The 23438-nt window shown below is 68.1% G+C and carries 21 protein-coding genes and 4 tRNA genes; 20 read left to right on the top strand and 5 right to left on the bottom strand.

Annotation, left to right across the window (positions count from 1 at the left end; translation table 11 throughout):
• Positions 1-19 precede the first annotated feature (19 nt).
• Positions 20-679, top strand: coding sequence for a DUF1796 family putative cysteine peptidase (locus JJQ90_RS02165; RefSeq protein ID WP_216872807.1), 660 nt, complete (start codon positions 20-22; stop codon positions 677-679).
• Positions 680-682: 3 nt separating this feature from the next.
• Here the strand turns inward: JJQ90_RS02165 and JJQ90_RS02160 are convergent, their stop codons facing one another.
• Complete coding sequence (locus JJQ90_RS02160) at positions 683-1921, bottom strand: MFS transporter (RefSeq protein ID WP_216872806.1); 1239 nt, start codon at positions 1919-1921, stop codon at positions 683-685.
• A gap of 151 nt (positions 1922-2072) precedes the next feature.
• Here JJQ90_RS02160 and JJQ90_RS02155 point away from each other — a divergent pair, with 151 nt between their 5' ends.
• Entirely contained in the window at positions 2073-2276 is a 204-nt protein-coding gene (locus JJQ90_RS02155) for a DUF1127 domain-containing protein (RefSeq protein ID WP_216872805.1), read from the top strand.
• Positions 2277-2363: 87 nt separating this feature from the next.
• A complete protein-coding gene (locus JJQ90_RS02150) occupies positions 2364-3056 on the top strand; it encodes an ArsR/SmtB family transcription factor (protein WP_216872804.1) in 693 nt (230 codons plus the stop codon).
• A gap of 166 nt (positions 3057-3222) precedes the next feature.
• On the opposite strand, the gene JJQ90_RS02145 is transcribed toward JJQ90_RS02150, so the two are convergent.
• From JJQ90_RS02145 to rlmB, 4 genes are all read right to left on the bottom strand, one after another.
• Positions 3223-3297: transfer RNA gene (locus JJQ90_RS02145), tRNA-Thr, on the bottom strand.
• 58 nt (positions 3298-3355) lie between these two features.
• Positions 3356-3583, bottom strand: a complete 228-nt coding sequence (locus JJQ90_RS02140) for a hypothetical protein (RefSeq protein WP_216872803.1) — start codon at positions 3581-3583, stop codon at positions 3356-3358.
• A 126-nt stretch (positions 3584-3709) separates the two neighbouring features.
• On the bottom strand, positions 3710-4477 hold the full coding sequence (locus JJQ90_RS02135; RefSeq protein ID WP_216872802.1) for a 2-keto-4-pentenoate hydratase: 768 nt from the start codon (positions 4475-4477) through the stop codon (positions 3710-3712).
• Positions 4474-5307, bottom strand: coding sequence for a 23S rRNA (guanosine(2251)-2'-O)-methyltransferase RlmB (gene rlmB / locus JJQ90_RS02130; protein ID WP_216872801.1), 834 nt, complete (start codon positions 5305-5307; stop codon positions 4474-4476). The genes JJQ90_RS02135 and rlmB overlap by 4 nt, the downstream gene beginning before the upstream one ends.
• A gap of 868 nt (positions 5308-6175) precedes the next feature.
• Between rlmB and JJQ90_RS02125 the strand changes: the two genes are divergently transcribed.
• From JJQ90_RS02125 to rpsJ, 17 genes are all read left to right on the top strand, one after another.
• Positions 6176-6257 (top strand) — tRNA-Tyr (locus tag JJQ90_RS02125).
• Between the two features lie 79 nt (positions 6258-6336).
• Positions 6337-6410, top strand: a tRNA-Gly gene (locus JJQ90_RS02120).
• 89 nt (positions 6411-6499) lie between these two features.
• Complete coding sequence (tuf, locus tag JJQ90_RS02115; RefSeq protein ID WP_216872794.1) at positions 6500-7687, top strand: elongation factor Tu; 1188 nt, start codon at positions 6500-6502, stop codon at positions 7685-7687.
• Between the two features lie 228 nt (positions 7688-7915).
• The gene (locus tag JJQ90_RS02110; RefSeq protein ID WP_216872800.1) at positions 7916-8350 is read left to right on the top strand and encodes an RDD family protein; all 435 of its coding nucleotides are present in this window, start codon (positions 7916-7918) and stop codon (positions 8348-8350) included.
• Positions 8351-8437: 87 nt separating this feature from the next.
• Positions 8438-8514: transfer RNA gene (locus JJQ90_RS02105), tRNA-Trp, on the top strand.
• Between the two features lie 108 nt (positions 8515-8622).
• Positions 8623-8820 (top strand): preprotein translocase subunit SecE, encoded by a 198-nt coding sequence (gene secE / locus JJQ90_RS02100; protein WP_216837894.1) that lies wholly within the window; start codon positions 8623-8625, stop codon positions 8818-8820.
• Between the two features lie 8 nt (positions 8821-8828).
• Positions 8829-9365, top strand: coding sequence for a transcription termination/antitermination protein NusG (nusG, locus tag JJQ90_RS02095; protein WP_168050574.1), 537 nt, complete (start codon positions 8829-8831; stop codon positions 9363-9365).
• A 214-nt stretch (positions 9366-9579) separates the two neighbouring features.
• On the top strand, positions 9580-10014 hold the full coding sequence (rplK, locus tag JJQ90_RS02090) for a 50S ribosomal protein L11 (protein WP_168034988.1): 435 nt from the start codon (positions 9580-9582) through the stop codon (positions 10012-10014).
• 3 nt (positions 10015-10017) lie between these two features.
• Positions 10018-10719: a 50S ribosomal protein L1 gene (gene rplA, locus JJQ90_RS02085; RefSeq protein ID WP_216872799.1), complete on the top strand. Its 702-nt coding sequence runs from the start codon at positions 10018-10020 to the stop codon at positions 10717-10719.
• A gap of 319 nt (positions 10720-11038) precedes the next feature.
• Positions 11039-11569: a 50S ribosomal protein L10 gene (gene rplJ / locus JJQ90_RS02080; RefSeq protein WP_216873730.1), complete on the top strand. Its 531-nt coding sequence runs from the start codon at positions 11039-11041 to the stop codon at positions 11567-11569.
• Positions 11570-11665: 96 nt separating this feature from the next.
• A complete protein-coding gene (gene rplL / locus JJQ90_RS02075; protein WP_216872798.1) occupies positions 11666-12043 on the top strand; it encodes a 50S ribosomal protein L7/L12 in 378 nt (125 codons plus the stop codon).
• Positions 12044-12278: 235 nt separating this feature from the next.
• Positions 12279-16466 (top strand): DNA-directed RNA polymerase subunit beta, encoded by a 4188-nt coding sequence (gene rpoB / locus JJQ90_RS02070; protein WP_216872797.1) that lies wholly within the window; start codon positions 12279-12281, stop codon positions 16464-16466.
• Between the two features lie 100 nt (positions 16467-16566).
• Positions 16567-20742, top strand: a complete 4176-nt coding sequence (gene rpoC, locus JJQ90_RS02065; RefSeq protein WP_216872796.1) for a DNA-directed RNA polymerase subunit beta' — start codon at positions 16567-16569, stop codon at positions 20740-20742.
• Between the two features lie 272 nt (positions 20743-21014).
• Positions 21015-21386 (top strand): 30S ribosomal protein S12, encoded by a 372-nt coding sequence (rpsL, locus tag JJQ90_RS02060; RefSeq protein ID WP_168034994.1) that lies wholly within the window; start codon positions 21015-21017, stop codon positions 21384-21386.
• Between the two features lie 11 nt (positions 21387-21397).
• Entirely contained in the window at positions 21398-21874 is a 477-nt protein-coding gene (rpsG, locus tag JJQ90_RS02055) for a 30S ribosomal protein S7 (protein WP_216872795.1), read from the top strand.
• Between the two features lie 28 nt (positions 21875-21902).
• The gene (tuf, locus tag JJQ90_RS02050; RefSeq protein ID WP_216872794.1) at positions 21903-23090 is read left to right on the top strand and encodes an elongation factor Tu; all 1188 of its coding nucleotides are present in this window, start codon (positions 21903-21905) and stop codon (positions 23088-23090) included.
• A 31-nt stretch (positions 23091-23121) separates the two neighbouring features.
• Entirely contained in the window at positions 23122-23430 is a 309-nt protein-coding gene (gene rpsJ / locus JJQ90_RS02045) for a 30S ribosomal protein S10 (RefSeq protein ID WP_027285682.1), read from the top strand.
• Positions 23431-23438: the final 8 nt, after the last annotated feature.

The following is a 23438-nucleotide window of genomic DNA, read 5'->3' as shown; positions in this document are numbered from 1 at the left end:
AGCCAAGAGGTCCGGCCGCATGTCTTTGATCGGCGAAAGGGCGGCGGTGGTCAGCCTTGGCGCCTCCTGCCAGACGGCGCGGCATATCAGCCTGAATGCGGAGCTGCTGTGCCGCCGGCTGGACCCGACGATGCAGCTCCGCACCCTGCCTTTCGACTGGGTGCTGGCCCCGCCGGGTGCCGTGGCGCGCTGGCTGCGGGGGCCGGTGCGGGTGCCGCCGGGGGCGGGCGAGATGCGGGTGACCCAGAAGCCCTTCTGGCTGCGTCATGGCATCTGGCTGTGGCACGACAGGATGGCGGATGCCGAGGACTTCGCGGTGCTGGCCGCGCGGCTGCAACGGCGCTGGGACCGTATGCTGGCGCTGCGGGCGCTGCCGCGGCGGCTGTTCATCCTGTCCAACACCCAGAACAACCTGGCCGGGGTGCCGGACCAGGCGCCGCAGCCGATGGACTTTCGGCTGACCGGCCAGCGGATGCAGGAGGTTGTGGCGGCGGTGGAGTCGGTCTTCGGCCCGGCGGGCAACAGCTTCCTCTTCGTCGCCTATGCCAGCCGGGTCAGCGCCGACGCCCATCACACCGGCCTGCCGCTGGCGATCCTGGAACCCGATGCCAGCCCCCATGACGGTGATTCGGCGCAGTGGACGGCGGCGCTGACGCGGCACGTGGCGGCGGAGGTCTGATCCTCAGCCGCCACCCCGCCGCCCGGCCAGCACCACCACCGCGGCCGCCAGTTGCAAGGCGGCGGCGGCCAGAAACAGCGCCGGCGATCCGCTGCCGTCGCGCAGCAGGCTGAAGCCGGCAGGGGCGAAGGCATAGGCGGCCTGGCCGCAAGCGGTCACCAGTGCCACGGCGCGGGCGGCATCGCCCGCCGTGAAGTCGCGCTGCACGATCATCGGCGGCAGGGAGGTGACGTTGCCCAGCCCGAGCCCGAACAGCACCAGCCCGGCCAGTAGCAGCGGGACCTGCGTGCCGCCGGAGGCCAGCAGCAGCAGCGACCCCACGGCCTGCACGCCATAATTGGCGGCGGCGATGCGGCGGCGGTCGGCTGCCTCCGGCATCAGCCAGCCGATCAGGCTGCGGCCCAGGATCGCGCAGCCCGTCGCCAGCCCCGCCGCGAAGCCTGCCGCCTGGGCGCCGAGTGGCACCGCGATCAGGGAGAAGAGGTGCACGATCAGCCCGATCTGCGCGAAGAGCGACAGCGCCGCCGCCAGCGCCAGCGTGACGAAGCCCCGGTCGCGCCACAGCCTGGCGCCCGGAAGGGTTGGCGCGGGTTTCGGCATAGGGCCGGCCACCGGCACCACCAGGCCATCCGGCCGCTGCCCCCAGGCTTCGGGACCGGCCGCAAAATACCGGCCGGACAGCCACCAGAGCATCCCGGCCATGACGCCGCCCAGCAGCAGCGCCGCCTGCGTGAATCCAAGCCCGGCGATCAGCGCCACCCAGAGCGGGGAGAACAGCGCCCCGCCCACCGAGGCGCCGTTATAGGCGAGGCTCAGCGCCGCCGGCCGGCGACGGCTGAACCAGGGAGCAACCATGGCATTGATCGCCGCCCCGCCGGTCAGCGCCCAGCCGGCGCCGCTGAGAAGGGTGGCGGCGAAAAGCTGCCAGGGTTCGGCGGCCAGCGCCCAGCCCAGCACGCCGAGCCCAGCCAGCACCCCACCCAGCCGGGTGCCGCCGGCGACGCCAAGCCGGCCGTGCAGCGCGGGCAGCCAGGCGACCACGGCGGCACCGATCAGGAAATGGCAGGTGATGGCGCCGCCGATCAGCGTCACCGGCCAGCCGCGCGCCTGCTGCACCGCCAGCAGGAAGATGGGTGGGCCGTAGAAGCCCACACCCCAGCCCAGCACCGCGACCACGAAGGCCGCCCAGGCCACGTGCCAGCCGCGAAAGGGGGAGGATGGGTCGTTCGGGGATGGCGACATCGGGCGACTCTTCTTCAACTCGGCCCATTCTGCCGGCGCGGGCGCCGTGCATGTTGCGGTCTGGGCCGAAGTTCTCCCGGTTCGGCCAGGCCCGAAGCACCCGGTCCTGTCGTCGCTCCAGCATGGCGACGTCCATTCGGGAGCCGCCTTCATGCATGTCCTCGCGCGACCTCTGGCCAGGATCCATGCGGACCGCCGTCTTTGGCGGCTGGCCTTGGACTGGATCGCCCGATGCGCGGCGCGGCATCGCAGCCGCCAGGATCTGCGCGCCCTCTGCCCGCATCTGCGGCGTGACCTGGGCCTGACGGAGGGCGCGGTGGCGCGGGAGGCGTCAAAACCCTGCTGGCGGATGTGACCCGGCGGAGCCATGCTTCGGTCCATGCCGAAGCATGCCGGGCGCCATGCCCCGATCATGCGGGTTCACGCCAAAGGGAGGCTGCCCATGTCCAGCAATGCCGCCATGGCCGAAACCGCCGCGCTGGTGGGGGACCCGGCCCGCGCCTGCATGCTGAACGCGCTGATGGATGGCCGCGCCTTGACGGCGGGGGAATTGGCCAGCGTCGCCGGCATCACCGCCCAGACCGCCAGCGGGCACCTGGCCCGGCTGTCCGCGGCGGGACTGCTGGCGATGGAACGCCAGGGCCGGCACCGCTACCACCGCCTGGCGACGCCGGCCGTGGCGCGGATGCTGGAGGCGATCATGATGGTGGCCGGCGGTGGACCACCTCCCGCCCGGCCGCGCCGCATCGGCCCCGCCGATGCCGCGATGCGCAATGCCCGCACCTGCTACGACCACCTGGCCGGCCGGCTGGGTGTGGCGATCGCCGACGCCATGGCAGCGCGGGGCCAGGTGGAGCTGGCCACCGATGGCGGCGTGGTGACGCCGGCGGGTGTGGAATTCCTGACCGGCCTCGGCATCGCGCCGGATGCCGGTGGGTCACGCCGCGCCTTCTGCAAGCCCTGCCTGGATTGGAGCGAGCGGCGCCATCATCTGGCCGGCGGCCTCGGCGCCGCGCTCTGCACACGCTGTTTCGAGCTGGGCTGGGTGAAGCGGGTGCCGGCCTCCCGCACCGTGCTGGTGACCCGCGCCGGGGAGGCCGGGCTGCGCCAGGCTTTTGGCATCGAGCTGGGCTGACTCTGCCCGCGCCGATCATTTCCCGCAGACACGCCCACACGTCCGGCCGTTGAACGCGTCGCACCGAAGGCGCGCCTTCGCGCGACGAAGCCAAGGAAACCGGAGGTTTCAGCCCGGCGATTGAGGGCGTCCCGGAGCGGTCACGCGGAGTGGCCGTTGGTATAAATGGTGCCGGGTGAGGGGATCGAACCCCCGACCTTCGGTTTACAAAACCGCTGCACTACCGCTGTGCTAACCCGGCATCCAGGCCGGTCTAGCCCGGCGCGCGGCCTTGCTCAAGCGGCGAGGCGGCGCGCGGTTCAGGCGTGGCCGACCTGGCCGAAGGCGTCGTCGTTGGTGGCGCGCACCACGGCGGCGAACAGGCGCAGCGCATCCGGCCCGCCGCGATCGGACAAGGTGCCCTGTTCCATCTCCTCCGCCAGCAATTCGGCATGTTCGGCCAGCGTCTCCGCGGCGCGGCGGAGCGCTTCGCGTGACAATACCAGCTGCATGTCCTCGGGCAGCGTGTTCCATTCGGCAATGCGCATGACGGTCCCAGACTTAGGGCGCGCCGTCCTGGCGAACTGCCGCACGAGAGGCTGCGGCTGGCCCCAATATGGCAGGCCAATATTGCCGGAGGGTGAACGCGGCGCCCGGATCGCCCCATCCCGCGATCATGTAAAGGTGAGCACAACCTGGCCGAGTGTATCAAACTCCACCACAGCCTCGCAGGGGCCCTCGATCCAGGCCGGCGGAGTCACAGAACCCAGGAACACGACCTGCCCAGCCCGCAACCCACCAAAGGCCGCGGCGGCCGGGGAGGCGGCGAGCCAGGCCAGCGCTTCCATCGGATGGCCGAGCAGATCCGCCCCCACGCCTTCCCCGCGCAGGGCACCCGCCACCGTCATGCGCCCACGGGTGGCACCCAGGTCAAGGTCGCGCCAGCCCGCCGCAGGCGTACCGAGCACCCCGCCCGCATGGAACACCTGGTCGGCGATCAGGGTCGGGGTGCCGAGCGCGGCGAGGTCGTCATAGCGCTTCTCGACGATCTCGATGGCGGCGAAGACCTCGGCCACCGCCGATTCGGCCTCCGCGCGCGTGCAGGGGCCGGCGGGCAGGTCGGCACCAAGCCGCAGCCCGACCTCGCATTCCACGCCCGGCGCCACGAAATCGGCGAATCGGACGCGGGCCGGGGTGCCATGCAGTCCCTCGGCGGGCACGAATCCAGCGGCGGGGCCGATCAGGCCCAGATAGGCCTGCATCTGCTTGGTGGTGGCGCCGATCTTGAAGCCGGCGGGCGGGATGGCCCCCATGGCCTGCGCCACCTCCCGCTGCACGGCATAGCCGCCGGCGGGATCGGCCGGCGCATGGGCGCCGAGCGGGACCAGGTTCTGCCGCGCACGGCGCGCGGCCAGGATGGCGGTGGCGGCAGGGCTGGTCATTCCGGGTCGTCCTCCTCGGCGAGGTCCTCGGAGACGTCCCCTGGGACCTCATCCATCTCGTCCTGCGGATCGGGCGCCTCGTCATCGGCCGGCAGGGCGCCGCGGGCGATCTCGTAGAGCGCCACGGCGGCGGCGGCGGCGACGTTCAGGCTTTCCACCTCCGGCATCATCGGCAGGCGCACCAGCTCGTCGCAGGTCTCGCGCTGCAGACGGCGCAGCCCGGCATCCTCGGCGCCGAGCACCAGCACGCAGCGCCGGTCGCGCGGCACCGCCTCGCCCAGCGTCCGCTTGCCCTCGCCGGCCAGGCCCAGCACCCAGAATCCGGCCTTCTGCAGGGCGACGATGGCGCGGGAGAGGTTCACCTCCCGGGATATGGGCACCAGCTCCAGCGCGCCGGAGGCCGCGCGGGCCAGGGCGCCGGTCTCGGGTGGCGCGTGGCGGTCCTGCATCACCACGCAGGCGGCGCCGAAGGCGGCGGCGGAGCGCAGGATGGCGCCGACATTGCGCGGGTCCGTCACCTGGTCGAGCACCAGCACGGGGCCGGAGCGGGTTGCCACCGCGTCTTCCAGCGGCAGCGGCTGCAAGGGCTCGCAGAGCAAGGCGGCGCCCTGGTGGATCGCATCCTCCAGCAGGAAGGTCTGGAAGCGGTTGCGCTCCACCCGCTCGGCCTGGATGCGCCAGGGGCGGGGCAGGCGCTCGGACAGGGCGGCCTCGGCCTCCACCGTCAGCAGCAGGCGCTTCACGCCGCGGCGCGGATTGGCCAGCGCGGCGGCGACGGCATGGATGCCGTGCAGCCAGAGCGTGCCACCCGGCGCCGCATCCCGCGCCATCGCGGCCTGGGAGGGGCGGGGCGCCTTGACCGGCAGGGCTGCGGGCGCCTGGCGCGGCGGCTTGGCCTCGCCGCTGCCACGCCGGTCGCGGCCGCGGCTGGGGGCCTCGGCCGCGGCCTCGGGCGCATTGGTGGCGGGGGTATGGGGCGCCGCGGCGCGGGGGCCGCGTGCGGGGCCGCGATCCGGGCCGCGGGTGAAGCCGCGATCGGTCTTGCCGCCGACGCGGCTTGTCGGCTTGCCGGCGGGGCGCTTGCCCGCGGTGCCGCGAGCGGCAGCGCCGCCGACCGAGCGCGAGGGGCGCTCACCGAGCGGGCGGAAGGGGCGATCCTCGGCCGCGTCACGCGGCGCGCGCGCCGGCGCCTCCCGCGGCGTGCGCGGACCGGCGTCACGCGGAGCACGCGGGCCACTCTCGCGCGGGGCGCTTGGACCACTCTCGCGCGGAGCGCGGGGGGCAGCTTCCCGCGGAGCGCGGGGGCCAGCTTCCCGCGGGGCGCGGGGGCCACTCTCGCGCGGGGCGCGGAAGCCCGCTTCACGCGGGGCGGGTTCGCCGCCACCCGACTCGCGCGGGCGGGCTGGCCGCTCGGCGCCGTCGCGAGGCGGGCGTGGGGGCTTTCCGGCGCCGCGAGGGGCCCCGTGGGACGATTTGCCCGAGGGCGGGCGGCCGGAGCCTGGGGCGGGACGACGAGGCGGGGGACGTGACATCACCCCATTCTGCGCCGCGCGAGCCCCGCTGTCCAAGGCGCGCGGATGATTTGGCGGGGATAAGCGCCGATCCCCGCGCCAGCGCCGTTGACAGGCGCCGCGCGAGCGGGCAAGTCCGGCCCGCTCTCGGCGACAAGCCTGGGGCGGCAGGCCTGGACAGGGCTGCGGAGGGGTGCCCGAGTGGCTAAAGGGGGCGGACTGTAAATCCGCTGGCTACGCCTACGTTGGTTCGAATCCAACCCCCTCCATATCTCCCCCCCCCGGGCCAGCCGGCCGACAGGTTTTTTCCCGCCGGGCGGCATCGTGCCGCTGTTTCTGCCTCGCGGCGCGGGTGTAGCTCAATGGTAGAGCTCCAGCCTTCCAAGCTGGCTATGCGGGTTCGATTCCCGTCACCCGCTCCACGCGCGCGCGGGGCGGCGGCACATGGTCTCAGGCGCGGCATATTCACGAGGCCCGGGCGAGTGCCCTGGGGCGGATAGCGGGAAAAGTCATGGCCAAGGCGAAATTTGAGCGGAACAAGCCGCACTGCAACATCGGCACGATCGGGCATGTGGACCACGGCAAGACATCGTTGACGGCGGCGATCACGAAGATCCTGGCGAAGACGGGCGGCGCGACGTTCACGGCGTATGACCAGATCGACAAGGCGCCGGAAGAGCGGGCGCGCGGCATCACGATCTCGACGGCGCATGTGGAGTATGAGACGGCGAACCGTCACTACGCCCACGTCGACTGCCCCGGTCACGCCGACTACGTGAAGAACATGATCACGGGCGCGGCGCAGATGGACGGCGCGATTCTGGTGGTGTCGGCGGCCGATGGCCCGATGCCGCAGACCCGCGAGCACATCCTGCTGGCGCGCCAGGTGGGCGTTCCGGCGCTGGTGGTGTTCCTGAACAAGACGGACATGGCGGACCCCGACCTGCTGGAGCTGGTCGAGATGGAAGTGCGCGAGCTGCTGAGCAGCTACCAGTTCCCGGGCGACGACATTCCGATCATCCACGGCTCGGCGCTGATGGCGCTGGAAGACAAGCAGCCGGAGATCGGCGAGCAGGCGGTGCTGAAGCTGATGGAGGCGGTGGACGCCTACATCCCGCAGCCGGCGCGTGCGCTGGATCGTCCGTTCCTGATGCCGGTGGAAGACGTGTTCAGCATCTCGGGCCGCGGCACGGTGGTGACCGGGCGCGTGGAGCGCGGGATCGTCAAGGTCGGCGAGGAAATCGAGATCGTCGGGCTGAAGGACACGGTGAAGTCGGTGGTGACCGGCGTCGAGATGTTCCGGAAGCTGCTGGATAGCGGGCAGGCGGGCGACAACATCGGCGCGCTGCTGCGCGGCATCAAGCGCGAGGATGTGGAGCGTGGCCAGGTTCTGGCGGCGCCGGGCTCGATCACGCCGCATACCGGGTTCAAGGCCGAGGCCTATATCCTGACGAAGGAAGAGGGCGGTCGTCACACGCCGTTCTTCACGAACTACCGGCCGCAGTTCTACTTCCGGACCACGGATGTGACCGGGATCGTGAAGCTGCCGGAAGGCGTGGAGATGGTGATGCCGGGCGACAACGTGGCGATGGACGTCGAGCTGATCGCGCCGATCGCGATGGATGAGGGCCTGCGCTTCGCGATCCGCGAAGGCGGCCGCACCGTCGGCGCCGGCGTCGTCGCCAAGATCGTGAAATAATACGACGCTCGGAAATGCGGGCGCATTTCCGACCCTCAGTCGCCGGGCGGGCCGCATCCGCGGCCCTTGGCTTCGCCGCATAAGCGGCGGCGGCCATTCGGCCGCTCGGCCGGCAAGCATGCCGGCCGCAGGTCGTGCCGCCTCAGCGTGCCATGTACCCACTAGGTGGGCGGTACGGGGTGGGTCGCCGGTGCGACCCACCCCGTTTGCGTTTCAGGAGGATGCGGGATGTCGGACCACGGGCTGGAACTGGCGAGCTTCGGGCGGCGGCTGGGGGCACAGTTGATCGATCTGGTCTGGCTGCTGCCGCTGTCCATCCTGCTCGGCACCATCGGCGCCCTGCTGAATGGCGGGGAGCTTTCGGCGGCCGGGGAGGCGATGGCCAATATCATCGGCGCCCTCATCGTCCTGATCTTCTGGGTGGACCGGCAGGCGACGCCGGGCAAGCTGGTGCTGGGGCTGCGCATCATCGACGCCGAAACCGGCCTGCCGCCCCGCTTCGGCCGTCTGGTGCTGCGCTATATCGGCTACCTGGTCTCCGCCCTGCCGCTCTGCCTCGGCTATCTCTGGATGCTCTGGGACGGCCGGAAGCAGGCCTGGCACGACAAGATGGGCGGCACGCTTGTGGTGGTGGACCGCGACAGCCGCTGGGGGCGGCGCTGAAAGCGCAAGGAAGATGAAACTCCCGCCGCGGTGCATCTCGACAGGCCCCGCAGGCTGGGATAGAGGACCCCGCTCGCGCGGAGCCGTAGGGGCGTAGCTCAATTGGCTAGAGCGCCGGTCTCCAAAACCGGAGGTTGTGGGTTCGAGACCCTCCGCCCCTGCCAAGCGGCCGCGCGAGATTCGTGGCCGAAGGCCCCTCCCTCCAGGGAGGGGCCTGCGACGCGCAGCCCGGAAATGCCTTCGTTCGTCGTCCATCCGAAAAGGGGCCTGTCTTGGCCAAGTTCGATCCCACGCAGTATGTCCGCGAGGTGCGGCAGGAAGTGGGTCGCGTCACCTGGCCATCGCGCAAGGAGACGCTGATCACCACCGGACTCGTGCTGGCCCTTTCGGCCGTGGCGGCGGTGTTCTTCCTGGTTGTCGACCAGATCATCGCCTTCGCGATGCGCTGGCTGTTCGGTGTGGGGGCCTGAGGCGGGTCATGGCGGACAAGAAGTGGTACGTGGTCCACGTCTATTCGGGCTTCGAGAAGAAGATCTCCCAGCAGCTGCGTGAGCAGGCAGCCCAGAAGGGCCTTGCCGACGCCTTCGAGGAAATCCTGGTGCCGGCCGAGGAGGTGGTGGAAGTCCGCCGCGGCCAGAAGACCAACCAGGAACGCAAGTTCTTCCCCGGCTATGTGCTGGTGAAGATGGAAATGACCGACGACGCCTGGCACCTGGTGAAGAACACACCGAAGGTCACCGGCTTCCTCGGCGAGAAGAACCGCCCGACCCCGATCCGCGAATCCGAAGCCCAGCGCATGCTGAAGCAGGTGCAGGACGGCGCCGACAAGCCGAAGCGCCCCGCCATCATCTTCGAGGTGGGCGAACAGGTCCGCGTGGCCGACGGCCCCTTCACCAGCTTCATGGGCACGATCGAGGAAGTGGACGAGGAACGCGGCCGCGTGAAGGTTTCCGTCAGCATCTTCGGGCGCTCGACGCCGGTGGAACTGGAATACGGGCAGGTCGAGAAGGTCTGACGTTTGCGTTGAATGATGGGAATACGGCGGGCCGGATGGAGACATCCGGCCCGTTTGCGTTTCCGTCTGGACTCACTGGCGATGGGGGTCTATACGCCCGCCTCCGCTGACCGGCCCGGGGCTTCCCCGGGCCGTTTGGCGTGGCATGGAACGCGGGAGATGCCCAGGTGGGCGTCGCAGGCACCGCGGTCCTCAGACGAGGATGGATCGCCCGATGGCGAAAAAGATTGTTGGCTACATCAAGCTGCAGGTGCCGGCGGGCAAGGCGAATCCGTCCCCGCCGATCGGCCCGGCGCTGGGTCAGCGCGGCCTGAACATCATGCAGTTCGTGAAGGAATTCAACGCGGCGACGCAGCAGATGGAGCCGGGCACCCCGACCCCTGTCGTCATCACCGCCTTCTCGGACCGCACCTTCTCCTTCATCACCAAGACCCCGCCGAACACCTACTTCCTGATGAAGGCCGCCAAGATCGAGAAGGGCAGCCTGACCCCCGGCAAGGGTGCGACCGTCGGCCGCGTCACCAAGACGCAGCTGCGGGAGATCGCGGCCGTGAAGATGAAGGACATGAACTGCACCGACATCGAGAGCGCGGTGCGCATGCTGGCCGGATCCGCCCGTTCGATGGGCATGACCGTGGTGGAGGGCTGAACCATGGCCAAGCAGGGCAAGCGCCTCAAGGCGATCGTCACCGGTCTCGACCAGGACAAGAACTACGCGCTGGATGAGGCCATCAAGCTGGCCAAGGCCAATGCGAAGGCCAAGTTCGACGAGACCATCGAAATCTCGATGAACCTCGGCATCGATCCGCGCCATGCCGACCAGATGGTCCGCGGCGTGGTCGGCCTGCCGAACGGCACCGGCAAGACCGTGCGCGTCGGCGTCTTCGCCCGTGGCGCGAAGGCCGAGGAGGCTCTGGCCGCCGGCGCCGATGTGGTGGGCGCGGACGACCTGGCCGCCGCCGTGCAGGAAGGCAAGATCGAGTTCGACCGCTGCATCGCGACGCCGGACATGATGGCCCTGGTGGGTCGCCTGGGTAAGGTGCTCGGCCCGCGCGGCCTGATGCCGAACCCGCGCCTCGGCACCGTGACCATGGACGTCAAGGGCGCCGTGCTGGCCGCCAAGGCCGGCCAGGTGGAGTTCCGCGCCGAAAAGGCCGGGATCGTGCATGCCGGCATCGGCAAGGCGAGCTTCGAGGCCGACAGCCTGCTGGCCAATGCGCGCGCCTTCATCGACGCGATCCAGAAGGCCCGCCCGACCGGCGCCAAGGGCACCTATGTGAAGAAGGTGGCATTGTCCTCCTCCATGGGTCCTGGGCTGAAGGTCGACCTGGCTTCGCTGTCCAGCGGTAGCTGATCCCTTTCCCGTCCCGGATGGGGCGGGCGTTATTCGGCACCTTTCGGGGTGCCGGGCAGGGCGGGGGCCTCGGTCCCTGTCCGAACCTGTCGGAGACCTCCTGTGGCCTCACCCCTTCCTGGGGCGGGGCCTTGAAGCGGCGCCAGCCGCGCAGGTGAGAGATGGGGTGCCGAGAAGTTCTGCCGGTTCGGGTGCCAAGGCGCCCGACCTGGCCTGGCTTGGTAGGTCCCGTTCCAGCAGGCCTTTCGGGGTGGTTTCCACCCTGCGCTTGAACCGGCCGCAGCCCTTCCAAAAGGCAAGGCCATTTACGGAGACGGACGTGGACCGTACGGAAAAGCAGGCCTTCGTGCAGGCCCTGCAAGCGGTGTTCGCGGAGACGTCCTTCGTCCTCGTCAGCCAGAACAAGGGCTTGACGGTGGCGGATGCGACGACGCTGCGGCGGCGCATGCGGGAAGCCGGTGCGACCTACAAGGTCGCGAAGAACCGGCTGGCCGCGCTCGCCCTCGATGGTACCAGCTTCCAGGGCATCTCGCCGCTGCTGAAGGGTCCGACCGCGCTTGCGTGGTCGCGGGACCCGGTGGCCGTGGCGAAGACTGCCGTGGATTTCGCCAAGGCGAACGACAAGTTCGTGATCCTTGGCGGGGCGCTTGGGACCCAGACGCTGGACGCCGATGGCGTCAAGGCGCTGGCAGCCCTGCCGTCGCTCGAGACCCTGCGCGCACAGCTTCTGGGCCTGATCCAGACGCCGGCGACGCGGATCGCGGGCATTCTGCAGGCCCCTGGTTCGCAGCTCGCGCGGGTCTTTGCCGCGTATGCCAAGAAGGACGAGGCGGAGGCGGAGGCGGCCTGAGCCCCTTCCCAAGCCTGACGATTCGACCCGGTGGGAACGGTTCCCGCTTGGGTCTTGCAAATACCAAGCCAAGCCAATATATCGAAGGATACACACATGGCCGACCTCGCAAAGCTTGTTGACGAGCTCTCCAGCCTGACGGTTCTGGAAGCTGCTGAGCTGTCCAAGATGCTGGAAGAGAAGTGGGGCGTCTCCGCCGCGGCTCCGGTCGCTGCGGCTGCCGCGCCGGCTGCTGCCGCTGCCGCCGCCCCGGTTGAGGAGAAGACGGAGTTCACCGTCACCCTGAAGGCCGCCGGCGACAAGAAGATCAACGTGATCAAGGAGATCCGCACGATCACCGGGCTCGGGCTGAAGGAAGCCAAGGACCTGGTCGAGGGCGCTCCGAAGGTCGTGAAGGACGCGGCGAGCAAGGACGAAGCTGCGAAGATCAAGAAGGTGCTGGAAGAGAACGGCGCCGTGGTCGAGATCAGCTGAGCGACCTGCGCGCCCCTGCCTTGCCCCTTCGGTGGGGCGGGGCGCGCGGAATCCCGGTGGCGGGCCTTTGGTTGTCCGCCGGGCGACATATCTACGGGAACGGGCGGGACTCCCAATCGGGATTCCCGCCCGCGACCGCGTTTGACGATGGCGCCCCGCCGGGTCGGGTGGGGCAAACTGGCGAAAATCCTCCGGGCGCGGTGCGCCGCTGGCAGGCACGGGAAGCGGGACAGGCATGAACGCTATCACGAAGTCGTTCACGGCGCGGAAGCGCATTCGGCGGTCTTTCGGGCGTCTGCCCGAAGTCGCGCCGATGCCAAACCTCATCGACGTGCAGCGCGCCTCCTATGAGGCCTTCCTCCAGATGGGCGTTGACCCGGATGTGCGCCTGCATGCAGGGCTCCAGGAAGTCTTCAAGTCGGTCTTCCCGATCGACGATTTCGGTGGCCGTGGCCGTCTGGAATTCATCCAGTACGAGCTGGAGGAGCCGAAATATGATGTCGAGGAATGCATCCAGCGTGGCCTGACCTTCGCCGCCCCACTGAAGGTGCGCCTGCGCCTCATCGTCTGGGATGTGGATGAGGACACGGGTTCTCGTTCCGTGCGCGATATCAAGGAGCAGGACGTCTACATGGGCGACATGCCCCTGATGACGGACAATGGCACCTTCATCGTCAACGGCACGGAACGCGTCATCGTCTCCCAGATGCACCGTTCGCCGGGCGTCTTTTTCGATCATGACAAGGGCAAGACCCACAGCAGCGGCAAGTACCTGTTCGCCGCGCGCGTCATCCCCTATCGCGGCTCCTGGCTCGACTTCGAGTTCGACGCCAAGGACATCTGCTATGTCCGCATCGACCGGAAGCGCAAGCTGCCGGCGACGACGCTGCTTTATGCGCTGGACTCCGCCTGGACGCAGCAGCAGCGCGCCGACCGCGCCGCCGCCGGCCTGCCGCCGCTGGAGGTCAACGAGATCCGCGGCATGGATGCCGAGGAGATCCTGAACAGCTTCTATGGCCAGGTGGTCTTCGCCCGCGGCCCCAAGGGCTGGTCGCGTCCCTTCGATCCGGAGGCCTTCCGCGGCGTGAAGCTGCAGGAACCGCTGATCGATGCCCGCACGGGCGAGGTGGTGGCCGACAAGGACGTCAAGCTGACGCCGCGCGCCGCGCGCAAGATCGCCGAGGGCGGCACGACCGAGGTGCTGGTGGGCCGCATGGACCTGCTCGGCCGCTTCGTCGCCGAGGACATGGTGAATCTGGAGACCGGTGAGATTTGGGCCGAGGCCGGCGAGGAGCTGACCGAACCGAAGCTGACCGCGATCGAGGAGGCCGGGCTCGACCGGCTGCCGACGCTGGCCATCGACCAGGGCGCCGGGCCGTGGATGCGCAACACCCTCGCGGTGGACAAGAACGGCAACCGCGAAGAAGCGCTGATGGACATCTACCGGGTGATGCGCCCGGGCGAGCCGCCGACCGCCGACACGGCGGAGACGCTGTTCCGTGGGCTGTTCTTCGACAGCGAGCGCTATGACCTGTCCGCTGTCGGCCGGGTGAAGATGAACATGCGCCTCGGCTTCTCCGCCGAGGAAGTCGCCGACACGCAGCGCACGCTGCGCAAGGAGGACATCGTCGAGACCGTCCGCGTGCTGCTGCAGCTCAAGGATGGCAACGGCTCGATCGACGACATCGACAACCTCGGCAACCGCCGGGTGCGTTCGGTCGGCGAGCTGATGGAGAACCAGTATCGCGTCGGGTTGTTGCGCATGGAGCGCGCGATCAAGGAGCGCATGGGGTCGGTCGATATCGACACCGTCATGCCGCATGACCTGATCAATGCGAAGCCGGCCGCGGCCGCGGTGCGGGAGTTCTTCGGCTCCTCGCAGCTCAGCCAGTTCATGGACCAGACCAATCCGCTGTCCGAGGTGACGCATAAGCGCCGCCTCTCGGCGCTTGGCCCGGGAGGTCTGACCCGCGAGCGCGCCGGCTTCGAGGTGCGCGACGTGCACCCGACCCATTACGGCCGCATCTGCCCGATCGAGACGCCGGAAGGCCCGAATATCGGCCTGATCAACTCGCTCGCGACCTTCGCCAAGGTGAACAAGTACGGCTTCATCGAGACCCCGTATCGCCTGGTGCGGGACGGCAAGGTGGTTGGCGCGCCGCGCTACCTCTCCGCCATGGAGGAGGAGCGGCTGGTTGTCGCCCAGGCCGATGCCGGCCTCGACGGTGACGACAAGCTGACCGGGGAACTGGTCAGCGTGCGCGATGGCGGCGACTTCCGGCTGGTGAAGCCGGAGGAGGTGACGGCCATCGACGTCTCCCCGAAGCAGCTTGTCTCCGTCGCCGCGGCGCTGATCCCGTTCCTGGAGAACGACGACGCCAACCGCGCGCTGATGGGCTCCAACATGATGCGGCAGGCCGTGCCGCTGATCCAGGCGGATGCGCCGCTGGTCGGCACCGGCATGGAAGCGGCAGTGGCCCGCGACAGCGGCGCGACCATCGTGGCCAAGCGCGACGGCGTCGTGGACAGCATCGACGGCGCGCGCATCGTGGTGCGGGCGACGGGCGATGACGGCAGCACCCGCGGCGTCGACATCTATCGTCTGCGCAAGTTCATGCGTTCCAACCAGTCCACCTGCATCAACCAGCGCCCGCTGGTGAAGGTGGGCGACCGCTGCAACGCCGGCGACATCATCGCCGACGGTCCGTCGACGGAGTTCGGTGAACTGGCGCTGGGCCGCAATGCCCTGGTCGCCTTCATGCCGTGGAATGGCTACAACTTCGAAGACAGCATCCTGATCAGCGAGCGGATCGCGCGCGACGACGTCTTCACCTCGATCCATATCGACGAGTTCGAGGTCAGCGCCCGCGACACCAAGCTCGGCCAGGAAGAAATCACCCGCGACATCCCGAATGTCGGTGAGGAAGCGCTGCGCAACCTCGACGAGGCCGGCATCGTCTATGTCGGCGCGGAAGTGCAGCCGGGCGACATCCTGGTCGGCAAGGTGACGCCGAAGGGCGAAAGCCCGATGACGCCGGAGGAGAAGCTGCTCCGCGCCATCTTCGGCGAAAAGGCCTCCGACGTGCGCGACACCTCGCTGCGGCTGCCGCCGGGCGTGGCCGGCACGATCGTGGATGTGCGCGTCTTCAGCCGCCGCGGCGTCGACAAGGACGAGCGCGCCATGGCGATCGAGCGCGCGGAGATCGAGCGCCTGGCCAAGGACCGCGACGACGAGAAGGCGATCCAGGAGCGTTCTTTCCATTCGCGTCTCTATGAGCGTCTGCTGGGCCGCAAGGCGTCCGGCGGCTTCCGCGGCGTGAAGGCTGGTACGGACATCACCGATGAGGTGCTGAACCAGTTCGCCAAGCAGACCTGGCGCCAGATCGGCGTGCAGGACGACGCGGCGATGGCCGAGATCGAGTCGATCAAGCGGGAATTCGACGCGGCGGTGGAGCGTTTGCAGAAGCGCTTCGAAAGCAAGGTCGAGAAGCTGCAGCGCGGTGATGAGCTGCCGCCCGGCGTGATGAAGATGGTCAAGGTCTTCGTCGCGGTGAAGCGGAAGCTTCAGCCGGGCGACAAGATGGCCGGCCGTCACGGCAACAAGGGCGTCGTCTCGCGTGTGGTTCCGATCGAGGACATGCCGTTCCTGGAAAGCGGCCAGCCGGTCGACCTGGTGCTGAACCCGCTGGGCGTGCCGTCGCGCATGAATGTCGGGCAGATCCTGGAGACCCATCTGGGCTGGGCCTGCGCCAATATCGGCCGGCAGATCGGTGACCTGGTCGAGGAGTATCGCCGCGGCGGTGCGATGCGCGAGGAGCTGATCACCAAGCTGCGCGAGGCCTATCCGGACGAGACGATCAAGACCGAGATCGATCCGATGGATGACGACCAGCTCATCGAGCTGTGCGAGAACCTGAAGAAGGGTGTCGCCATCGCGACGCCGGTCTTCGACGGCGCGCGCATGGCGGATATCGAGGGCATGCTGACCAAGGCGGGCCTCGACAAGTCCGGCCAGTCCTGGCTGACCGACGGCCGCACCGGCGAGCGCTTCGAGCGCAAGGTGACGGTTGGCTACATCTACATGCTGAAGCTGCACCACCTGGTGGATGACAAGATCCACGCCCGCTCCATCGGCCCCTATTCGCTGGTCACCCAGCAGCCGCTGGGCGGCAAGGCGCAGTTCGGCGGTCAGCGCTTCGGCGAGATGGAGGTCTGGGCGCTGGAAGCCTACGGCGCCGCCTACACGCTGCAGGAAATGCTGACGGTGAAGTCAGACGACGTGTCGGGCCGCACGAAGGTCTACGAGGCCATCGTGCGCGACCAGGACAATTTCGAGGCGGGCGTTCCGGAATCCTTCAACGTGCTGGTGAAGGAACTGAAGTCGCTCGGCCTGAACGTCGATCTCGAGAACCGGCCGAGCTGATCGCCTGGTTTGAATACCCGCGCCACCGGAAGGTGGCGCGGCTCTCCCTTTTCGTGGCGCGCGGCCGAATTACGCTGGCGAGCCGGACGGAGTGGACCGCATGAACGAGCTGATGAAGATCCTTGGCCAGACCGGCCAGCAGATGACCTTCGATCAGATCCGCATCTCGATCGCCTCACCGGAGCAGATCCGCTCCTGGTCCTATGGCGAGATCAAGAAGCCGGAGACGATCAACTACCGCACCTTCAAGCCGGAGCGGGACGGGTTGTTCTGCGCGCGGATCTTCGGACCGATCAAGGACTACGAGTGCCTGTGCGGCAAGTACAAGCGCATGAAGTTCCGCGGCATCATCTGCGAGAAGTGCGGCGTGGAGGTGACGCTGGCCAAGGTGCGCCGTGAGCGCATGGGCCATATCGAGCTGGCCTCGCCGGTGGCCCACATCTGGTTCATGAAGTCCCTGCCTTCGCGCGTCGGCCTGATGGTCGACATGTCGCTGAAGGAGCTGGAGAAGGTCCTGTACTTCGAATCCTATGTGGTTCTGGAGCCGGGCCTGACCGATCTGAAGCTGCATCAGCTTCTGACCGAGGACCAGTTCCAGGCGAAGCAGGACGAGTTCGGCGAGGATGCCTTCAGCGTCGGCATCGGTGCCGAGGCGGTGAAGCAGATGCTCGCCGCCATCGAGCTGCAGAAGGAAGCCGCCCAGCTTCGCGCCGACCTCAAGGAGACGACCTCCGAGGCCAAGCGCAAGAAGCTGGTGAAGCGCCTGAAGATGCTGGAGAGCTTCGGGGAGGGCGGTGCCCGTCCGGAGTGGATGATCCTCGACGTCGTGCCGGTGATCCCGCCGGAGCTGCGCCCGCTGGTGCCGCTGGAGGGTGGCCGTTTCGCGACCTCCGACCTGAACGACCTGTATCGCCGCGTCATCAACCGCAACAACCGCCTGAAGCGACTGATCGAGCTGCGCGCGCCGGACATCATCGTGCGCAACGAGAAGCGCATGCTGCAGGAGGCTGTGGACGCGCTGTTCGACAACGGCCGCCGCGGCCGCGCCATCACGGGCGCCAACAAGCGCCCGCTGAAGTCGCTGTCCGACATGCTGAAGGGCAAGCAGGGCCGCTTCCGGCAGAACCTGCTCGGCAAGCGCGTCGACTATTCCGGCCGTTCGGTCATCGTGGTGGGTCCGGAGCTGAAGCTGCACCAATGCGGTCTTCCCAAGAAGATGGCGCTCGAGCTGTTCAAGCCGTTCATCTACTCGAAGCTTGAGAAGTACGGCCACGCCACCACCATCAAGGCCGCGAAGCGGATGGTGGAGAAGGAGCGTCCGGAGGTCTGGGACATCCTCGAGGAGGTGATCCGCGAGCACCCGGTGCTGCTGAACCGCGCGCCGACCCTGCACCGCCTGGGTATCCAGGCCTTCGAGCCGACGCTGGTCGAAGGCAAGGCGATCCAGCTGCACCCGCTGGTCTGCACCGCCTTCAATGCCGACTTCGACGGCGACCAGATGGCGGTGCACGTGCCGCTCTCCCTGGAAGCGCAGCTCGAAGCGCGCGTGCTGATGATGTCGACCAACAACATCCTCAGCCCGGCGAACGGCAAGCCGATCATCGTGCCGTCGCAGGACATCGTGCTGGGCCTCTACTACCTCTCGCTAGAGACGCCTGAGTTCAAGGTGGCGGAGGAGCAGAAGGCCCCGGCCTATGCCTCGATCGGTGAAATCGAGCAGGCGCTGGCCGCGGGCGTCATCAACCTGCACAGCAAGATCCGGGCGCGCCGCAAGGCCGCCGACAAGGACGGCAACATCGTCACCGAGCGTGCGGTGACGACGGCCGGCCGCATGTTCATGGGCGCGCTGCTGCCGCTGCACCCGGCGGTGCCCTTCAGCCTGATCAACCGCCAGCTCACCAAGAAGTCCATCTCGGACGTCATGGACGCCGTGTACCGTCACTGCGGCCAGAAGGAATCGGTGATCTTCGCCGACCGCCTGATGGGGCTCGGCTTCAAGCACGCGGCGATGGCCGGCATTTCCTTCGGCAAGGATGACATGGTCATCCCCGACACGAAGGACGCCATGATCAACGGCACCAAGGATCAGGTGAAGGAGTTCGAGCAGCAGTACCTCGACGGCCTGATCACCGCCGGTGAGCGCTACAACAAGGTCGTCGACGCCTGGTCGCGATGCACCGAGGAAGTGGCGCAGGCGATGATGAAGGAGATCATGAAGCAGGAGATTGGCAAGCCCGCCAACTCCGTGTGGATGATGTCCCACTCCGGTGCGCGTGGCTCGCCGGCGCAGATGCGCCAGCTGGCCGGTATGCGCGGCCTGATGGCCAAGCCCTCGGGTGAGATCATCGAGCAGCCGATCATCTCCAACTTCAAGGAAGGCCTGACCGTGCTGGAGTACTTCAACTCCACCCACGGCGCCCGCAAGGGCCTGGCCGACACGGCCTTGAAGACGGCGAATTCCGGCTATCTGACCCGTCGGTTGGTCGACGTGGCGCAGGACTGCATCATCGTCCAGGACGATTGCGGCACCGAGCGCGGCATCACCGTGCGCGCCGTGATGGATGGCGGCGAGACCGTCTCCTCGCTCTCCGAGCGCATCCTGGGCCGGACGACGCAGGAAGACGTGATCGACCCGGCGGACGGCAAGGTGCTGGTGAAGGTCGGCACGCTGGTCGAGGAGCCGGAGGCCGAGATCATCGAGAATGCGGGCGTCGAGGCGGTGAAGATCCGCTCCGTGCTGACCTGCGACTCGCGCGTCGGAGTCTGCGGCATGTGCTACGGGCGCGACCTCGCGCGCGGCACGCCGGTGAATACCGGCGAGGCCGTCGGCGTGATCGCGGCGCAGTCCATCGGTGAGCCGGGCACCCAGCTCACCATGCGCACCTTCCATATCGGTGGCGCGGCGCAGCGTGGCGCGGAAACCTCGGCGGTCGAGGCGATCGCGGACGGCACGGTGAAGTTCCTGAACCGCCAGGTCGTCATCAACAGCTCCAACGCCGCCATCGTCATGAGCCGCAACTGCGAGGCCGTGCTCTACGACGTGAACGGGCGCGAGCGCGGCCGCAACCGCGTGCCCTATGGTGCCAGGCTGCTGCTGGAGGAAGGTGAGACCGTCGCGCGCGGCCAGAAGATCGCCGAGTGGGACCCCTTCACCCTGCCGATCATCACCGAGCGCCAGGGCAAGGTCGAATTCGCCGACATGCTCGAGAACATCACCCTGATGGACCGCACCGACGAGGTGACGGGCCTCAGCTTCAAGGAGGTGGTCGAGTACAAGTCGACCGGCCGTGGCGCCGACCTGCGCCCGCGCCTGATCCTCCGCGACAGCCGTGGCGAGGTGGTGAAGCGTGAGAATGGCGCCGAGGCGATCACCTTCCTGCCGCCAGGCTCGATCCTTTCGATCGAGAATGGCAAGGAAGTGAATGCCGGCGACGTCATCGCCCGCATGCCGCGCGAATCCTCCAAGACCCGCGACATCACCGGCGGTCTGCCGCGGGTGGCGGAGTTGTTCGAGGCGCGTCGTCCGAAGGATGCGGCGATCATCGCCGACGTCGATGGGCGCGTGGAGTTCGGCAAGGACTACAAGGCCAAGCGGCGCATCCTGGTGGTGCCGGAGCAGGTGGGCGACGAGCCCTCGACGCCCCGGGAATACCTGGTGCCCAAGGGCAAGCACGTCTCCGTGCAGGAAGGCGACTATGTGAAGGCGGGCGATCCGCTGGTCGACGGCCCGCGCGTGCCGCATGACATTCTCCGAGTCCTGGGCGTCGAAGCCCTGGCCAATTACCTCGTGAATGAAGTGCAGGACGTGTATCGACTGCAGGGCGTGAAGATCAACGACAAGCACATCGAAGTCATCGTCCGGCAGATGCTTCAGAAGGTCGAGATTCTCGATCCGGGCGACACGACCTACCTGGTGGGTGAGACGGTCGAGCGAATCGAATTTGAGATCGAGAACGAGAAGCGCCTGCTGGCGAAGGAGCGGCCTGCGCGCGCCGAGCCGGTGCTTCAGGGCATCACCAAGGCGTCCCTGCAGACCACCTCCTTCATCTCCGCCGCCTCCTTCCAGGAGACGACGCGGGTGCTGACGGAGGCAGCGACGGCCGGCAAGGTGGACAACCTGCTGGGCCTGAAGGAAAACGTGATCGTCGGGCGCCTGATCCCGGCGGGCACGGGGTCCGTCATGAACAAGTTGCGCGCGGTTGCGGCGCAGCGGGACCGGGGGCGCCTGCCGGTTGCCCCGGCACCGCTCGCCGGGCCTGCCCGCGCGGCGGAATAAGGGGGGGTGGCGCCCCTCGGGGCGCCACTTCGCTTGACTCAACCAAGGGCGCCGGATATTAGGCGCGACCTTGGTCGAATACGGCGCAGCCCGCGCTGATACGACCGGGCTGATATTGGTCTCCAGCGACGCGCTTCCGGAACCGCATCCCCGTTTGGGGTGCCTAGGTCGGGGGTCGGACAGGTGCCCGCAGGGAAGAGCCTCTTGGCCTTCCACGCGGGCCATCCCGTTTGCGGTGATGGGGACAGACGAGACGAGCACGAAGGGGCGTCATGCCGACGATCAACCAGCTCATCGCCCAGGGGCGTGAGCCTATCGCGAAGCGGAACAAGGTTCCGGCCCTGCAGGGCAGCCCGCAGAAGCGGGGCGTCTGCACGCGCGTCTACACGACCACACCGAAGAAGCCGAACTCGGCGCTTCGTAAGGTCGCCAAGGTGCGCCTGACCAACGGCTACGAGGTGGTGAGCTACATCCCCGGCGAGGGCCACAACCTGCAGGAGCACTCCGTGGTGCTGATCCGCGGTGGTCGTGTGAAGGACCTTCCGGGCGTCCGCTACCACATCCTGCGCGGCGTGCTCGACACGCAGGGCATCGCGAAGCGTCGTCAGCGCCGGTCGCTGTATGGCGCCAAGCGTCCGAAGTGAGGAACTGAGACATGTCGCGCCGCCATAGCGCCACCAAGCGTGAAGTCCTGCCGGACCCGAAGTTCGGCGACCTCGTGCTGAGCCGTTTCATGAACGTGCTGATGTACGACGGCAAGAAGAGCACGGCCGAGGGCATCGTCTACGCGGCGATGGATACGCTGAAGCGTCGCGCCGGCGCTGCCGCCGACCCGCTGGCCGTGTTCCATCAGGCGATGGACAATGTGAAGCCGGCCGTGGAGGTCCGCAGCCGTCGCGTCGGTGGCGCGACCTACCAGGTGCCTGTCGAGGTGCGACCGGAACGGCGCCAGGCGCTGGCGATCCGCTGGCTCATCGACAGCGCCCGCAAGCGCGGCGAGCACACGATGGAAGACCGCCTGTCTGCCGAGCTGATGGATGCCGCGAACAATCGTGGCTCCGCCGTGAAGAAGCGCGAAGACACGCACCGGATGGCGGAGGCAAACAAGGCCTTCAGCCACTACCGCTGGTAACACGATCCGATCTTGAGGACCTGACACCATGGCCAAGGCGAAATTTGAGCGGAACAAGCCGCACTGCAACATCGGCACGATCGGGCATGTGGACCACGGCAAGACATCGTTGACGGCGGCGATCACGAAGATCCTGGCGAAGACGGGCGGGGCGACGTTCACGGCGTATGACCAGATCGACAAGGCGCCGGAAGAGCGGGCGCGCGGCATCACGATCTCCACGGCGCATGTGGAGTATGAGACGGCGAACCGTCACTACGCCCACGTCGACTGCCCCGGCCACGCCGACTACGTGAAGAACATGATCACGGGCGCGGCGCAGATGGACGGCGCGATTCTGGTGGTGTCGGCGGCCGATGGCCCGATGCCGCAGACCCGCGAGCACATCCTGCTGGCGCGCCAGGTTGGCGTTCCGGCGCTGGTGGTGTTCCTGAACAAGACGGACATGGCGGACCCCGACCTGCTGGAGCTGGTCGAGATGGAAGTGCGCGAGCTGCTGAGCAGCTACCAGTTCCCGGGCGACGACATTCCGATCATCCACGGCTCGGCGCTGATGGCGCTGGAAGACAAGCAGCCGGAGATCGGCGAGCAGGCGGTGCTGAAGCTGATGGAGGCGGTGGACGCCTACATCCCGCAGCCGGCGCGTGCGCTGGATCGTCCGTTCCTGATGCCGGTGGAAGACGTGTTCAGCATCTCGGGCCGCGGCACGGTGGTGACCGGGCGCGTGGAGCGCGGGATCGTCAAGGTCGGCGAGGAAATCGAGATCGTCGGGCTGAAGGACACGGTGAAGTCGGTGGTGACCGGCGTCGAGATGTTCCGGAAGCTGCTGGATAGCGGGCAGGCGGGCGACAACATCGGCGCGCTGCTGCGCGGCATCAAGCGCGAGGATGTGGAGCGTGGCCAGGTTCTGGCGGCGCCGGGCTCGATCACGCCGCATACCGGGTTCAAGGCCGAGGCCTATATCCTGACGAAGGAAGAGGGCGGTCGTCACACGCCGTTCTTCACGAACTACCGGCCGCAGTTCTACTTCCGGACCACGGATGTGACCGGGATCGTGAAGCTGCCGGAAGGCGTGGAGATGGTGATGCCGGGCGACAACGTGGCGATGGACGTCGAGCTGATCGCGCCGATCGCGATGGATGAGGGCCTGCGCTTCGCGATCCGCGAAGGCGGCCGCACCGTCGGCGCCGGCGTCGTCGCCAAGATCGTCAAGTAAGCGACGACGGAAGGGTACGGGCCAAAGCGCCATGGACAGCCAGAACATCCGCATTCGCCTCAAGGCGTTCGATCACCGCGTGCTCGATGGCAGCACGCGGGAAATCGTCAACACGGCCAAGCGGACGGGTGCGCGGGTGCGCGGGCCCATCCCGCTGCCGACGCAGATCGAGCGTTTCACCGTCAACCGTTCGCCGCACGTCGATAAGAAGTCGCGCGAGCAGTTCGAGATTCGTACGCACCGTCGTCTGCTTGATATCGTCGATCCCACCCCCCAGACCGTGGACGCGCTGATGAAGCTCGACCTCGCCTCGGGTGTGGACGTCGAGATCAAGATCTGATCGACGGA

The organism is Falsiroseomonas oleicola, assembly GCF_019029495.1.
Lineage (GTDB): Bacteria > Pseudomonadota > Alphaproteobacteria > Acetobacterales > Acetobacteraceae > Falsiroseomonas > Falsiroseomonas oleicola.
This window is presented reverse-complemented; position numbering and strand designations above follow the sequence as displayed.